The 13,674-nt window shown below is 36.4% G+C and carries 14 protein-coding genes; 9 read left to right on the forward strand and 5 right to left on the reverse strand.

Going from position 1 to position 13,674, the window contains the following annotated elements:
- The first annotated feature begins 11 nt into the window (after positions 1-11).
- From AC27VX_RS01415 to AC27VX_RS01430, 4 genes are all read left to right on the forward strand, one after another.
- Positions 12-2,027: a hypothetical protein gene (locus AC27VX_RS01415; protein ID WP_488693501.1), complete on the forward strand. Its 2,016-nt coding sequence runs from the start codon at positions 12-14 to the stop codon at positions 2,025-2,027.
- Complete coding sequence (locus AC27VX_RS01420; protein WP_488693503.1) at positions 2,028-3,269, forward strand: hypothetical protein; 1,242 nt, start codon at positions 2,028-2,030, stop codon at positions 3,267-3,269.
- Positions 3,270-3,303: 34 nt separating this feature from the next.
- Entirely contained in the window at positions 3,304-3,642 is a 339-nt protein-coding gene (locus tag AC27VX_RS01425; protein ID WP_236856824.1) for a DUF6122 family protein, read from the forward strand.
- Between the two features lie 66 nt (positions 3,643-3,708).
- Complete coding sequence (locus AC27VX_RS01430; RefSeq protein ID WP_236856825.1) at positions 3,709-4,779, forward strand: calcium:cation antiporter; 1,071 nt, start codon at positions 3,709-3,711, stop codon at positions 4,777-4,779.
- A 49-nt stretch (positions 4,780-4,828) separates the two neighbouring features.
- Here AC27VX_RS01430 and AC27VX_RS01435 read toward each other — a convergent pair whose 3' ends face one another.
- A complete protein-coding gene (locus AC27VX_RS01435) occupies positions 4,829-5,209 on the reverse strand; it encodes a group III truncated hemoglobin (RefSeq protein WP_236856826.1) in 381 nt (126 codons plus the stop codon).
- 163 nt (positions 5,210-5,372) lie between these two features.
- Between AC27VX_RS01435 and AC27VX_RS01440 the strand changes: the two genes are divergently transcribed.
- The 3 genes from AC27VX_RS01440 (at position 5,373) to AC27VX_RS01450 (ending at position 7,307) form a co-directional block, all read left to right on the forward strand.
- Positions 5,373-6,344: an ion channel gene (locus AC27VX_RS01440; RefSeq protein WP_488693506.1), complete on the forward strand. Its 972-nt coding sequence runs from the start codon at positions 5,373-5,375 to the stop codon at positions 6,342-6,344.
- Positions 6,345-6,833: a YkgJ family cysteine cluster protein gene (locus tag AC27VX_RS01445; protein ID WP_236856828.1), complete on the forward strand. Its 489-nt coding sequence runs from the start codon at positions 6,345-6,347 to the stop codon at positions 6,831-6,833.
- 195 nt (positions 6,834-7,028) lie between these two features.
- A complete protein-coding gene (locus tag AC27VX_RS01450) occupies positions 7,029-7,307 on the forward strand; it encodes a hypothetical protein (RefSeq protein ID WP_236856829.1) in 279 nt (92 codons plus the stop codon).
- 44 nt (positions 7,308-7,351) lie between these two features.
- On the opposite strand, the gene AC27VX_RS01455 is transcribed toward AC27VX_RS01450, so the two are convergent.
- The 4 genes from AC27VX_RS01455 to AC27VX_RS01470 all read right to left on the reverse strand — a co-directional run bounded on the left by AC27VX_RS01455 (position 7,352) and on the right by AC27VX_RS01470 (position 11,311).
- Entirely contained in the window at positions 7,352-7,720 is a 369-nt protein-coding gene (locus tag AC27VX_RS01455; RefSeq protein ID WP_236856830.1) for an iron chaperone, read from the reverse strand.
- 130 nt (positions 7,721-7,850) lie between these two features.
- On the reverse strand, positions 7,851-9,209 hold the full coding sequence (gene gdhA, locus AC27VX_RS01460; protein ID WP_300687920.1) for an NADP-specific glutamate dehydrogenase: 1,359 nt from the start codon (positions 9,207-9,209) through the stop codon (positions 7,851-7,853).
- Between the two features lie 190 nt (positions 9,210-9,399).
- Positions 9,400-10,509 carry a DNA-processing protein DprA gene (gene dprA, locus AC27VX_RS01465; protein ID WP_236856832.1) on the reverse strand — a complete coding sequence of 370 codons (1,110 nt, stop codon included), beginning with the start codon at positions 10,507-10,509 and terminating at the stop codon, positions 9,400-9,402.
- Between the two features lie 34 nt (positions 10,510-10,543).
- Entirely contained in the window at positions 10,544-11,311 is a 768-nt protein-coding gene (locus AC27VX_RS01470; protein WP_236856833.1) for a rhomboid family intramembrane serine protease, read from the reverse strand.
- Between the two features lie 249 nt (positions 11,312-11,560).
- On the opposite strand from AC27VX_RS01470, the gene AC27VX_RS01475 reads away from it, so the two are divergent.
- Together AC27VX_RS01475 and AC27VX_RS01480 are read left to right on the forward strand one after the other, a co-directional pair.
- Positions 11,561-12,487, forward strand: coding sequence for a DUF3078 domain-containing protein (locus AC27VX_RS01475; protein ID WP_236856834.1), 927 nt, complete (start codon positions 11,561-11,563; stop codon positions 12,485-12,487).
- 225 nt (positions 12,488-12,712) lie between these two features.
- Positions 12,713-13,621 (forward strand): DUF3078 domain-containing protein, encoded by a 909-nt coding sequence (locus tag AC27VX_RS01480; protein WP_236856835.1) that lies wholly within the window; start codon positions 12,713-12,715, stop codon positions 13,619-13,621.
- The last annotated feature ends 53 nt before the right edge of the window (positions 13,622-13,674 follow it).

Here is a 13,674-nt window from a genome sequence, read left to right on the forward strand (position 1 = left end):
CCTCTATAATCATGAAATCTATCTTATTAAAAACACAAAAAACGATTTTATTACTGTTTGGCTTTACTCTGGTTTTTGCCCAAAATAGCATGAAAATCCCCAATGATGCCGTATTTTATATGGAAGTCAACGGGAAGCAGCTCAATAATAAAATAAACTGGGAGAAACTGAATCCTTTGTTGCACGAGCTGAGCAAAAAGAGTAAAGAAAAGCTCTCCTGGACTGACTATTCTAAGACAGGAATCAAATACGATGCTGTTCAGTATCACTATGCAAGCTTTAATGACTCCATTAAGACGTATAACACTCATTTTATCATTGATAACAAAGAAAAGTTTCAGGAATTCATCAATTCTGTCAAGAAAAAAGGATTGGAAATTTCTAAAAAAAACAAGTATTCTTACGTTGATATAGATGACGATGTCTTTGTTGCATGGAACGAAAGCCGAGCTGTTCTTAGCTTCATAAGCTATACGAAACCTTATAAAGATCTGTGGAAAGAAGAAGCTGTTGTGGACAGTGCTGCTGCTGTAGCAATAGATAGCGTTGCTATAGATACCTCAGACAGTACTTATGCTGAAGAGCCGGACAAGCCTTTTGATTATAAAGAAGAAATAAAGAGCCTGAAGGAAGATGTTAAATACCTTAAAGAAAGCATTAAAGATAACAATCTGGAAATAGCAAGAATCCAGAAGGATATCAAATACCTGCAAAAACATCATCAGTACCCTAAAGAAAAAGAACAGCCGGAAAGTCCTGAACAGCAAGAAGAAGGGGCAGACTATGATGAAGCGGAAGCTGATAAAGCCTACCAAAAAGAGCAGGATTCTATCCGCAGGGAAAATTTCAAGATCGTTAAAAAAGAGGCGGAAGCACATTTTGATGTGTATTTCAATTCAAATCTGAATATTGAGGCTTCTAAAGAAATGCAGACCTTCAGAGATGCTGATTCTGATGTTTTTATTTATACAGACTATGGAAGAATAGTTAACGATGGAATCTATGGCAAAATGATGAAGCGCTATGACTTTGGACAGGTCTTTCAGAATATGTACAATTCCAGGACTGCTTACAATCTGTATTTTGATAAAGATAAAGTAAGACTTGTGAATAATTATCAGCACAAAAATGCTGAAATTCAGAAAAATATATCTTCTATTTATAAAGGAAAGAAAAATAAAAAACTGCTGGAGCTTATCAATGACAAAAGCATTGGGTACTATGCTGTTAATGTCAATGGAGGAAAATCTTTTGACCTGATGTACAGCCTTCTTCAGGATTCAGGAGAAAGTGAATATAAAAAAGAGATGGAGCTGATCATGGAAACCATGAAAATCGTTCTGGATGAAGAATCCATCGCTAAAATAGCTCCGGGCAACGGTATTTTTGTATTAAACGAATTGAAATCCAGGAAAGTAGACTACACAGATTATGAATATGATGCTGACTTCAACGAAAAAGAGGTAAAGAAAACGAAAGATATTGCAGTTCCGAACTTTACTTTTGCTTTTGCAACGGAGAATGAAGGATACTGGAAACGGATCTTTAACCTGTTGACTACAAATAAAAAACTAGCTAAGAAATTCTCGAAAAAAGGAGATTTTTATGTATTCAAGGACGAGAAATCAGACGGATATCTTGATCAGTTATTCTTTACAGTAAAAGACGGCATCGTTTATCTGATGAGCTCTACGGAAAATATTCTGCCTGCCGCTCAGTCTGATGCATCAAAAAAATGGGCAAAAGACTCTTCCAAATATCCTTTATCCGGAAGGTTGGATCTGCAGAAGCTTCTGGCTGGTCTGGATAAGGAATTCAAGAGCCCTTCACAGAGAAAGACTTTTGATTTTCTAAGAAAAAACATAGGAGAAATGTATTATAAGACAGAGGTAAAAGGGGAAAGCATTCAGACTGAAATGAATTATAATATCAAAGGTTCCTCTGAAAATAGCCTGATGTATTTCTTCGATCTGTTTAACGAGATTTTTAAAAACAAAGAGTCAGAAAAGAAACCTCAGATATTATAAATGAGCAAAAAGAAAATTATTGCCCCGTTAATTCTGTCATTCGTTGCTGCTGCCATATACTTTGTGTTTTTCCATAAAGATAAAAACCTGCGGTATATACCTGAAAGCGCAGATGTGGTAGTTTTGGTTGATGTAAAAAAATTAACGAGGCAATATATATTCAGTTTGGTGACGCATCCTTCTCATTGGTCGGGAGGTAAGACCAATGATAAACATTCAGCTTCTCTCAAAGATTCAGGAATCAGAATTCCGGATTTTTTGCAGATATTCCATATTAAAGATTCCGGATTTTCAGAGTGGTATGCCATTATGGAGCTGAAAGACCAGCAGAAGTTTATCACATTTTTGAAATCCCGTCAATTTACCGATAAAGGGAAAGGTCATTTTCAGAAAGATCAGATTTATCTCAGAGTTGAAAAAGGACACTTTATTGTGGGGACTTCAGATAAAGCTTTTGAATCAATAGGTCAGCAGCTTTTTGTAGCTCCCGGAAAATATGACAGGGATGCAGAACTTTTTATTGATGGGACTTTAGGAAGTGTTTCTTTTATTTCAGGACAAAAATTTCAGAATTTTTCTATTGAGCTCAAAGACGATGAAATTAAAATCAAGAACAATTCAAAACCTGAGATTTCAAACGCTTTTGTTTCAAGGTTTCAAAACGGAACCCATTTTCTGGAAATGGAGCTGGATGCGGATAATATAAAAAAATACACCCGGTTTTTCAATAAAGGTAATGCAGATTCTTCGCATATCAATTACGTTAAGGCACGTGTAGATCTTGAACAGGTCAATGATACCATTATCAGCTATGGGTATGATGATAACTTTAATGAAATTGAAAAAAAATCGGTTCAAAAGATTATTCAGCCTGATTATATCATTGCTCTTCAGAGTCTGGCTCCTGAAAAAACATGGGAATATTTTCAGGCTAAAAAATGGGTGAATGAAAAGAATGAGTTTACAGCTATTCCTTTTCAACCCAATACTGTCATCAAAAATGAGGTGGGCGCTGTTATACAGTCTACGAAAAAATCAATATCTCTGTCATCTGAAACCAAAGAAAATTATATTTTTATCAGAAACATTGCTTTATTGCTTTCTTCACTGAAAATGCTAAGCGGAGAAGAAAAAAGAATTCTTTCAGACATTGATTATCTCTTGTATAGAAATAAAACAAGGGATCACTCGTTGATAATAAAAGCGAAAAAAGGGGAGCTGCCCTTGCTTTTAAGATGGTAAAAATTATTTAATCCTTAAAAATGAATACGTATTAATGGCTCCGTCAGAAGTTATGCTGCTTAAAACAATCACGCACTATTTTTTGCATTTTGTTTTTCCGGTCTTTATTGCACTTATTTTCTATCCTCAAAATTGGAAGAAAGTGTATCTTATTCTATTGGCAACAATGCTTGTAGATCTGGACCATCTTTTTGCCAATCCTATTTTTGATCCGTCGAGAGGGAGTGTTGGTTTTCATTTTCTGCATTCTTATTATGCTATTGCGGTGTACTTTTTAATGCTGTTCTTTAAGGGTAATATCAGAATTATAGGAATTGGGCTCCTTTTTCATATGTTGACGGATTTTCAGGACTTTAACTTCTGGCCTCATTAAAATAACATTAATATTTTCTTTTGATAATGAAAATATTATAGATTTTTTGTATTTTGTAGTCACTATATGAAGCCAAAAGAATTTTTACACTATACTTATATTTTTCCTCTCCTTGCGGTAGGATACTACTTTTCAGGGTTGATGGGAGCAGGGGTTATTTACGATATCATCGCTGGTATTTTACTCATTGGAAGCGTTTTATCGGCAGTGCATCATGCGGAAGTGGTGGCTCATAAAGTAGGAGAGCCTTTCGGAACTATTATCCTGGCTCTTTGTATTACAATCATAGAAGTCGCGTTAATCATCTCACTGATGGTTGCCGGCGGAGATCAGGCGATCACGCTGGCCAGAGACACGGTTTTTGCCGCTGTAATGCTTATTCTCAACGGGATTTTGGGAATCTGTATTCTAGTGGGTGGTGTTAAATATCACGAGCAGTTTTTTGCTAGAACTTCCGCTACCACTTATCTTGTAAGTATTGTTTCTATTCTGGTACTTACCCTTGTTCTTCCCAATTTCACATCAAGCGTTAACGGCCCTTTTTATAACGAAGCGCAGCTTATCTTTATATCAATTGCATGTCTTGTCATCTATGGGATTTTTCTGATGGTGCAGACGGTACGTCACAGAAGTTATTTCATCGTTCCGGATGAGCATCCGGAAGAACATTATATTCCATCACTCACTAAAACCCTTATCAGTTTTGGCTTTCTGGTAATCTGCCTGGTAATAGTAGTTCTTATGGCAAAAGGACTGTCCAATACAATTGAAGGGATGGTGCAGAGCGTGGGAGCTCCCAAATCCCTGGTGGGAGTAATCATTGCGGCTGTTGTTCTTCTTCCGGAAGGAGTGGCTGCTATACGGGCTGCAAGAAGCAATCAGATCCAATCCAGCTTAAACCTCGCATTAGGTTCAGCGCTGGCAAGTATCGGGCTTACAATCCCTGCGGTTTCAGCTGTATGTATTTTGTATGATATCCCATTGGTGCTGGGATTAGATAAAAAAGATGTGATTCTTCTTTCTCTGTCCGTATTTATTGTAATGCTGTCACTGAGCAGAGGAAAAACAAATGTCCTTTACGGAACCGTTCTTCTGGTGAATTTAGCAGCCTATATTTTCACTGTCATCGTTCCTTAAGAAACGTAAAAAGACAAGATCAAAAAAATAAACATGAATAGGGTAGATGTTAAAGTCTTCTGGCCAGTTCCATTTTGAAAGCCATTAATTTTGCAATATTCTCAGATTTGTAAATAGCCATATCTGCATTTTCTCCTGCAAAATTTTCTTCAATAGCGGTTCTCCAGAGTTCCAGCCACTTATCGAAGTGTTTCTGTTCCATTGCTTCTATTTCATTGATGGGAAAATGTACTCCCATAGGATTTCCTTTATAAGTCATTTGTCCAAAAAGAATAGATTCCCAGAAAGAATACATTTTAGGAAGATGTTTGTCCCAATCTACTTTAGCAATATCATTAAAAAAGAATCCAATAGTCTCATCCTTTACAACTTTTGCATAAAATGAGTTGACAAGGTACTCAATGTCTTCTCTTGATTCGAGTTTTTTCATACTTCAAATGTACTTCAAATTCAAATTAAAAATCAAATGATTCAATTGATAAAATTCATGAAAACAATATTTTATCTTTGCAAAGGAAACAGAAAAAAGCAAATCCACGGAAGAGAGAATTTGCTATCGTAGGCTAAACTGTTCACAAACAAATGAGATCATTATGACACGAGGATTCAGAAAAAAAATCCGTCAGATAAATTCTGAAAACAGCGGATTCGGAAGCAGTGCATCCGGAAGATTCATCAATAAAGACGGCCTTCCGAATGTTCAGCGAAGAGGAGTGAATGTCTTCAACAGGCTCAGCTGGTATCATACTATGCTGAATCTATCTTCATTTCAGTTTATTTCCTATCTGGTAATTGCCTACATTCTGATCAATATTCTTTTTGCTCTGATCTATTATCTTATTGGAGTAGGGCATTTGACGGGAATTGATAAAAGTGATCCGCTTAATGAGTTTATTGATGTGTTTTTCTTCAGTTCCCAGACGTTTACCACTGTTGGATATGGGAGAATTGCTCCGGTAGGATTTTTGGCAAGCCTGGTTGCTACTTTTGAAGCTTTTTTAGGATTGCTTACCTTTGCAATTGCTACCGGTCTTTTTTACGGGAGATTTTCGAGACCGAGAGCTTATCTGAGGTTTTCTGATATAGCAGTTATTGCGCCTTTTCATGGGGCTTCAGCATTGATGTTTAGGCTGGCTCCTTATAAAAATAATGCGCTTACTGATGCTGATGTTATTCTCTCAGCAGCCATTGAAGTGATAGAAAATGGTGCTGCCAAAAGTAACTTCTACAGACTGGAAACCCATCTGGGTAAGATTAATACCTTGGCACTTAATTGGACTGTTGTTCATAAAATTGATGAAAATTCACCATTTTACGGGTTTTCTGAGGATGATTTTAAAAATACGGATTTTGAGCTCATTGTTCAGGTTCGCGCATTTGACGAAGTCTTTTCAAATACCGTTGTTCAGAGGTCGTCTTATGTGACGGGAGAAATTATTTACGGGGCCAGGTTTGTTCCGATGTACTATCCCAATAAAGATAATCTAACCACCGTTTTGGATCTGGATAAAATTAATGACTATCAAAAAGAAGAGTTACCACCTTGGGTGAGAAATAAAGAATAAATGAATTTAGATTTTTATAAAAAACAGGCTTTACAAAAACAAAAAGATCATAAAAAATTTCTGGACGGACTGAAAAAGAAACCACCGAAGAATCTTGATTATGCAGTGCAGGAAACCCATGAAGAAGTTTTTGAAAAAATAGACTGTTTACAATGTGCTAACTGCTGTAAGACAACAGGTCCGCTCTATACTGAGAAAGATATTGAACGAATTGCTAAACATCTTCGAATGAAGCAGGCTGATTTCGAAGCCAAATTTTTAAGAGTAGATGAAGATAATGATAAAGTACTCCAAAATTTGCCTTGCTTTTTCCTGAATACCGATAATACCTGCTCTATCTATGAAGTAAGGCCCAAAGCCTGTAGAGAATATCCTCATACTGATCGTAAGAAGATCTATCAGATTAATAATTTGATGCTTAAAAATACAGTGATCTGTCCTGCAGCTTTTGAATTTGTAGAACGAATGATGAAGAATGTAGGGAAATAGATCTCTTTCAGGCTATTTTAAAAGCCAGATTTTATAGATAAGGAAGACTTTTTCTTTTATTTGATTTTTTTCTGTCTAAATTATTTTTTGTAAAATCCTCTTAAATATTTATAAAGTTCGTTAAATAGAATAGTTATGCATAATTTTTTAAATGACCTCTCGTTTTAGTTAAACAATCATTTAAAATATTACATCATGAAAAAGTTATTTTTAACGGCAGCGTTTACATTAGCAGGAATAGTCGCGGTGTCAGCACAGACAGAACAAACGAAACCAGCAGAAAACCCTGCAAATAATCCATCGACAAACCAAACACGGCAACCGGTTTCGAAGACAAACAATACTTCGGATCCCAACAAACCGCAGAGAAATACAACTACAGTAGATACGGCAGCAAGTCCGGCTGCCACAATAGAAGCTGCAAAGCCTGCTGATGCTGCAAAAGAAGAAAAGAAATCTAAAAAGAAAAAGTGATAGTACCGTAATAGACGCTAGTCGGAGTCCTGAAATCTTGTATTTCAGGATTTTTTTTGGTCAATTTCTTTTATCCTGAATTGTACAATTTCATCAACCAGATCTAAAGGAAAGTCCTCGTCCATTGGAAACTGTACTGCACCTTTAGAGTATTTGTATTTTCTTTCTTCAAAATTTTTTTCAAAATTCTTGATTCCTTCCGCTCCGGGATAAAAGCCGATATGTTTTTTGTATCCTGCAAAATAAATCAAAGGTTTTCCTGTATATCTAAAAGCAGGCATCTGATATCCAATATATTCTTCCAGTTGCGGATGTATAGAATGAATGAATTCGCGCAATTCAGTAAGTTTTTTCTGTACCTCTATTGGAAACAGAAGGATATACTCATTAATATTGGAAAAAGTATTTTTCATACTCATAAAAAAAAAAAGTGCTGCAATATGCAGCACTTTCTCCTTTCACTTTTTACTTTTTTCCCATTATCCCGGGAACAGGCTGTATGAAAAAAGGTCGGGAGTTTTTCCCAACCTTTGTTATTTTTTGTTACACAACTCCTTGAGCCAACATTGCTTCTGCTACTTTTACGAAGCCGGCAATATTTGCGCCCTTTACGTAGTTTACATAACCGTCTTCGTCTTTTCCGTAGTCTCTACAAGCTTTATGGATACCAATCATGATTTCCTTTAATCTTGCGTCTACCTCTTCAGAAGTCCAGTTAAGACGGATAGAGTTTTGAGTCATCTCTAATCCTGATGTTGCAACACCTCCAGCATTGGAAGCTTTACCAGGAGAGAATAATACTTTATTGTCTAAGAAATAGTTGATTGCATCTAGTGTAGAAGGCATATTTGCAGCTTCAGTTACACACACACATCCGTTTTCAACTAATTTTCTTGCATCATCTAAATCTAATTCGTTCTGCGTCGCAGATGGGAATGCTACATCACACTTCACTTCCCAAGGACGTTTTCCTGCATGGAATTCAGCAGATGGATATTTTTTAGCATAGTCCTCAGCTCTGTTGTTTCCTGAGGCTCTAAGTTCTAATAAATAATCAATCTTTTCTCCGCTGATACCATCTTTGTCATAGATGTATCCATCAGGACCAGAAAGGGTTACAACTTTTGCCCCAAGCTCAGTTGCTTTTTTGATAACTCCCCAAGCCACGTTTCCGAAGCCTGATACTGTTACTGTTTTTCCTTGGAAGTTCTCACCAATCGTTTTAAGCATCTGCTCAGCGAAATATACAACACCGTATCCTGTAGCTTCAGGACGGATCAATGAACCTCCGTAAGCAAGTCCTTTTCCTGTAAGAACTCCGGTAAATTCGTTTCTGATTTTCTTATATTGTCCGAAAAGGTATCCGATCTCTCTTGCTCCTACACCAATATCTCCTGCAGGTACATCCGTTTCAGGACCAATATGCTTGCATAGTTCTGTCATGAAAGCCTGGCAGAAACGCATTACTTCCATATCAGATTTTCCTTGTGGATCAAAATCTGAACCTCCTTTACCTCCTCCCATTGGAAGCGTTGTTAAAGAGTTTTTGAATACCTGCTCGAAAGCTAGGAACTTAAGAACAGATAAGTTTACAGTAGGATGGAAGCGGATTCCTCCTTTGTAAGGACCAATAGCAGAGTTCATTTGAATTCTAAACCCTCTGTTAACCTGAATCTCTCCTTTATCATCAACCCATGGAACTCTGAAAATAATAATTCTTTCAGCTTCAGCCATTCTTTCAAGCAGCTTCATTCCGGTATATTCTTTTTTGGTAGCAATGAATGGAATTACAGTTACGGCAACTTCTTTTACAGCCTGTAAGAACTCCGGTTCGTTAGGATTTTTTGCTTCAATTTTTGCAATAAACTCTTGGATTTTCTGGTCAATATTATATTGTTCCATATATTAAGGTTGAATATTATTGTCAACAAATTTAATTTTTTTTTCAAGATTCACAATACTCTATTTTAACATTGTTGAAAATTAAATAAAAATGTGTCATAATATTATTAAATTGATAATTAGTGTGCAAATTTTGTTAAAAATGAAATGTTATCTGTGAAATAATGCAATATTAAGAAATCATTAATTCTTAAATTGCAATAAATTGCCTCCCGGAAAATGATTTTACTTTCCCGAAAAGTTCTAATTCTAAAATAATCGGTAATATTTTGTGGGAAGGAATTGAAATTGTGTGGGCAAGATCGTCCAGAGAAATTCGTGGATTTTCTTTTATAAACTGATATATTATATTTTGATTTTCAGTTAATTGTATTATAGTTTCACTATGTGGGAAAAGCTCTTCTATTTTTCCCTGATCTTTGTTAAAGCCAAGGGTGCTGAGAAGATCTTTTATGGTTGAAATAGCGGTTGCTTTATTATGGAAAATCAACTGATTACAACCTTGGCTGTAAGGATCAGTAATTTTCCCGGGAAGAGCAAAAACATCCCGATTATAGTCATTGGCAAAGGCTGCCGTACTTACAGATCCGCCACCAAAACCGGTTTCCACTACTATAGTTGCAGGAGAGATTCCCGCCACAATTCTGTTTCGCTGAATAAAATTTTCCCGATCAGGTTTTCTGGAAGAGCTGAACTCCGTAAGTAATGCCCCTCCTTCCTGAAGAATCTTTTCTGAAAGGTTTCTGTTTTTTGCCGGATATAAAAACTGAAAACCATGAGCAAGAACGGCTATTGTAGGTTTTCCATTTCGGATGGACTGCTCATGGACTTCTTTGTCTATTCCGAGTGCCAGACCGCTTACCGATATATAGTGATAAGACTGGGAGGTTTCAAAAAAGTCTTCAATAAACTTTTTACCATACACCGTCATATTTCTCGTACCCACAATGCTTACTTTTTGCAGTGAATCATCAAGATGTCCTTTTTGGTAGAGTACGGCCGGAGCGTCGGCGCATTCTTTAAGAAGTTGTGGGATTTCGTTCAGATATCTCAATCTGACAATGATATTATTCTTTTCGCAAAATTTCAGTTCTTCTTCTGCGAATTTCAAATAATCCTGATTTCCGATATCTGAAACGGTTTTGGGGCCCATTCCCTCCAGTTTTTTATATTCTTTCTTTGCACTCTTCCATGCTTCCTGGGCACTTCCAAAAGTACGGACAAGTTTATGGAAATTGATGTCACCAATCTGGCTGCACTCGCGGAGAGCTATTGCGTATAGGTATTCTTCGGAGATCATGTGTGTTTTTTTTCAAATGTAATGAAATAAGTCTTTACTTTTTCCTTAATTCATCCAAATGATCCCAGATATCATCTCTTTTTTTGTAAGGAAGTTCTAAGAAATCTTCAGGGTGATTTTCCTTATATTCCTGCCACAGTTTATCGTCTTTTTCACTATAATAATTAGGGAATTCCCAAATATATTTTTTCTTTTTCTCTCCAACATTTTTAAACGCAAAAGCTATAATACTGCCTACTACAGCTCCGGAGAGGTGTGCCTGCCATGAAATTTTACTTGGCTCTTCCATATTATAAAATAGCTCCTCAGGAAGCATTCCCCAAATCAAACTTCCATAATAGAGAACAACTAACATGGATATGGTAAGAAGTTTTGTGTTCCATTTGAATACCCCACTGAAGAAAAGGAAAAAAGCAAGAACATATACTACACCACTCGCACCAATGGTACAGGTATACATATATTCACCGGTAAGGATATCAACAGGAGGAAGTAGCCAAACCAAAAGTCCGGTAGCCAGCCAGCCAATAATAAAAACCTTATTGGCCACCACAGGGTAGAATTGATAAAGCAGAAACATGAGAGCAGCAATTGGAATGGAGTTACCTATAATATGATCAATATTTCCGTGTAAAAGGGGAGATGTTATAATACCAAGCAACCCTTCTGGGAGCAGAGGAATAATGGCTCCAAAGCAACTTGCAAAAAAGCCCAGAGTTTGTAAAAAATACCCGAGCCACATTGCAGAAAGCATCAGCAGGGGGTATATAATCGCTCTTTTGGAAATTACATTTTTAAACATGAAGGTTCTACGTCAAATCAAAAGCCAATGATAAATTTCGGAAAATTTGTCGATGAATTTTCCCTACTGAACTGATTTTAAGACAAAAAGTATCAATTTTAACGTTTAAACTTATTATTTTGGCACTGATTTTATTATGATATCATATTATTTAGTACTTAAAATCAGAGAAAAATATACTCTTTAAAGGTAAATTTACCTTTAAAAAAAATTATATTAATATTTTTGCATTGAAAATTATTTAGAGTAATGAAGAAGTTTTTATTGATTCTTTCCTTTTTTACGGGGATGTATGTAAGTGCCCAACAAGAATTAAAAAAAGATTCCGTAGTAGTAGACACCATAAAATATTGGTCGGTACTGGGGAAAAACACCTTAATGATCAATCAGGCAGCCTTTTCGAATTGGGTAGGAGGAGGAGCCAACAACGTAGGATGGCTTGCCGGTATCAATTACAACCTGACATATGAAAAAGACAAAGACCTCTGGGAGAATATTATTGTGATGGGCTACGGACAGAACGATACCAAAGGACAGGGAATAAGAAAAACCCAGGATGTAATCAATGTATCAACCAACTACGGGCGGAAATTTTTGAAGAGCTGGTATTTCTCTACGGGGGTTGGCTTTCAGTCTCAGTTCGCTCCGGGATATGAGGATGGGAACAACCCTGAAGCAAAGAAAATCTCAAGTTTTATGGCTCCGGGTTATCTGAATGTCGGTATGGGTATTACCTACAGACCAAATGATGATCTTACTGTTACCTTACGTCCTACCAACGCCAGATGGACCTTTGTGCTGGATAAAAGCCTTCAGCTGGCAGGTAGCTATGGTCTGAAAAGTGATGGCGATACCTCTTTACTGCAGTTCGGTTTTCTGGGAACAGCAGCTTATAAATTGAAAATTATGCAGGATATTTACCTGATGAATACCGCATCTGTCTTTTCAAATTATCTGGATCATCCGGATAGATTGGTTCTTGCCTACGGTGCTATCTTAAACCTTAAAGTCAATAAATATATTTCATCCAATATAACACTTGATTTATTGTATGATCATAACCAGATTGAAAAAACTCAGTTAAAACAAACGCTGGGAGTTGGTTTTGCCTATACATTGGCGAATGGTGTAAAACGTTCTGAACGTAAAGACAGCCAATGGTGGATTAAGAAATAAATCAGATATAGAATTTAAAAGAGAAGCACTTCCGAAATGGAGTGCTTTTTTGTTTTAATGGAGTGTTTTTTTTAGTTGGATTACGTTGTTGGTGTTTGTATAAATGTATAAGTATTTTAATGTCATTGTGTTATCAGGTTTATTTTATATGTGTTAAATTCAATTTATGGTGAATTTTATTTGAGGGTGAATTATTATTTATACATTTGTAATAAATCGTTAAATATGAAAAAACTTTTATTAATCGCTCCTGTTCTCTTGGGGGCGTTAGCCACTGCACAGGAAACTAAAACAGATACCATAAAAGCATGGTCTATTCAGGGACAAAATACATTAATGCTTAACCAGGCTGCCTTTTCAAATTGGGTAGGAGGGGGAGCCAACAACGTAGGATGGCTTGCCGGTGTCAATTACAACCTTACTTATGAAAGAGGTAAAGATCTTTGGGAAAATATTATTATTATGGGCTATGGGCAAAATAATACCCAGGGTACTGGTGTAAGAAAAACCCAGGATGTTATCAATCTTTCGACCAACTATGGTAGAGAATTTGCTAAAAATTGGTATATCTCAGCTGGAATGGGTCTTCAGACTCAGTTTGCGCCAGGATATGAGGATGGTAATAATCCTGATGCAAAAAAGATCTCCAATTTCTTTGCTCCGGGATATCTAAATGTAGGTGCTGGTGTTACTTACCGACCTAATGATAATTTGACAGTGACTTTACGTCCGGCTAACGCAAGGTGGACTTTTGTTCTGGATAAGGATCTTCAGACAGCGGGAACCTATGGTCTTAAAAATGATGGTGATTCTTCTCTTTTCCAGTTCGGTTTTCTGGGAACGGCTATGTATAAGATCAAAATCATGGAAAATATTAACCTGACCAATACAGCGTCTGTATTTTCAAATTATCTGGATCATCCGGATAGATTGGTTCTTGCCTACGGTGCTATCTTAAATATGAAAATCAATAAGTATATTTCTTCCAATATTACACTGGACCTACTCTATGACCATAATCAGATTTGGAAAACTCAGCTGAAACAGACATTGGGAGTCGGCTTTGCCTATAATATTGACAATGGAAAGAAACGTTCTGAGAACAAAGACAATCAAAACTGGTTAAAGAAATAAGCCGGAAAAAAAACATAATAAAAAGCACTTTCCAAAAGAAAGTGCTTTTTTAT

The organism is Chryseobacterium sp. 14P4.3.2 (assembly GCF_057799275.1).

Bases quoted from the DNA above. Each gene is read 5' to 3' on its own strand.
- AC27VX_RS01475 (WP_236856834.1), top strand. From the start codon at position 11,561: ATGAAGAAGTTTTTATTGATTCTTTCCTTTTTTACGGGGATGTATGTA.
- AC27VX_RS01440 (WP_488693506.1), top strand. From the start codon at position 5,373: ATGACACGAGGATTCAGAAAAAAAATCCGTCAGATAAATTCTGAAAAC.
- AC27VX_RS01470 (WP_236856833.1), bottom strand. From the start codon at position 11,311: ATGTTTAAAAATGTAATTTCCAAAAGAGCGATTATATACCCCCTGCTG.
- AC27VX_RS01415 (WP_488693501.1), top strand. From the start codon at position 12: ATGAAATCTATCTTATTAAAAACACAAAAAACGATTTTATTACTGTTT.
- AC27VX_RS01420 (WP_488693503.1), top strand. From the start codon at position 2,028: ATGAGCAAAAAGAAAATTATTGCCCCGTTAATTCTGTCATTCGTTGCT.
- AC27VX_RS01430 (WP_236856825.1), top strand. From the start codon at position 3,709: ATGAAGCCAAAAGAATTTTTACACTATACTTATATTTTTCCTCTCCTT.
- AC27VX_RS01450 (WP_236856829.1), top strand. From the start codon at position 7,029: ATGAAAAAGTTATTTTTAACGGCAGCGTTTACATTAGCAGGAATAGTC.
- AC27VX_RS01445 (WP_236856828.1), top strand. From the start codon at position 6,345: ATGAATTTAGATTTTTATAAAAAACAGGCTTTACAAAAACAAAAAGAT.
- AC27VX_RS01455 (WP_236856830.1), bottom strand. From the start codon at position 7,720: ATGAAAAATACTTTTTCCAATATTAATGAGTATATCCTTCTGTTTCCA.
- AC27VX_RS01425 (WP_236856824.1), top strand. From the start codon at position 3,304: ATGGCTCCGTCAGAAGTTATGCTGCTTAAAACAATCACGCACTATTTT.
- AC27VX_RS01435 (WP_236856826.1), bottom strand. From the start codon at position 5,209: ATGAAAAAACTCGAATCAAGAGAAGACATTGAGTACCTTGTCAACTCA.
- dprA (WP_236856832.1), bottom strand. From the start codon at position 10,509: ATGATCTCCGAAGAATACCTATACGCAATAGCTCTCCGCGAGTGCAGC.
- gdhA (WP_300687920.1), bottom strand. From the start codon at position 9,209: ATGGAACAATATAATATTGACCAGAAAATCCAAGAGTTTATTGCAAAA.
- AC27VX_RS01480 (WP_236856835.1), top strand. From the start codon at position 12,713: ATGAAAAAACTTTTATTAATCGCTCCTGTTCTCTTGGGGGCGTTAGCC.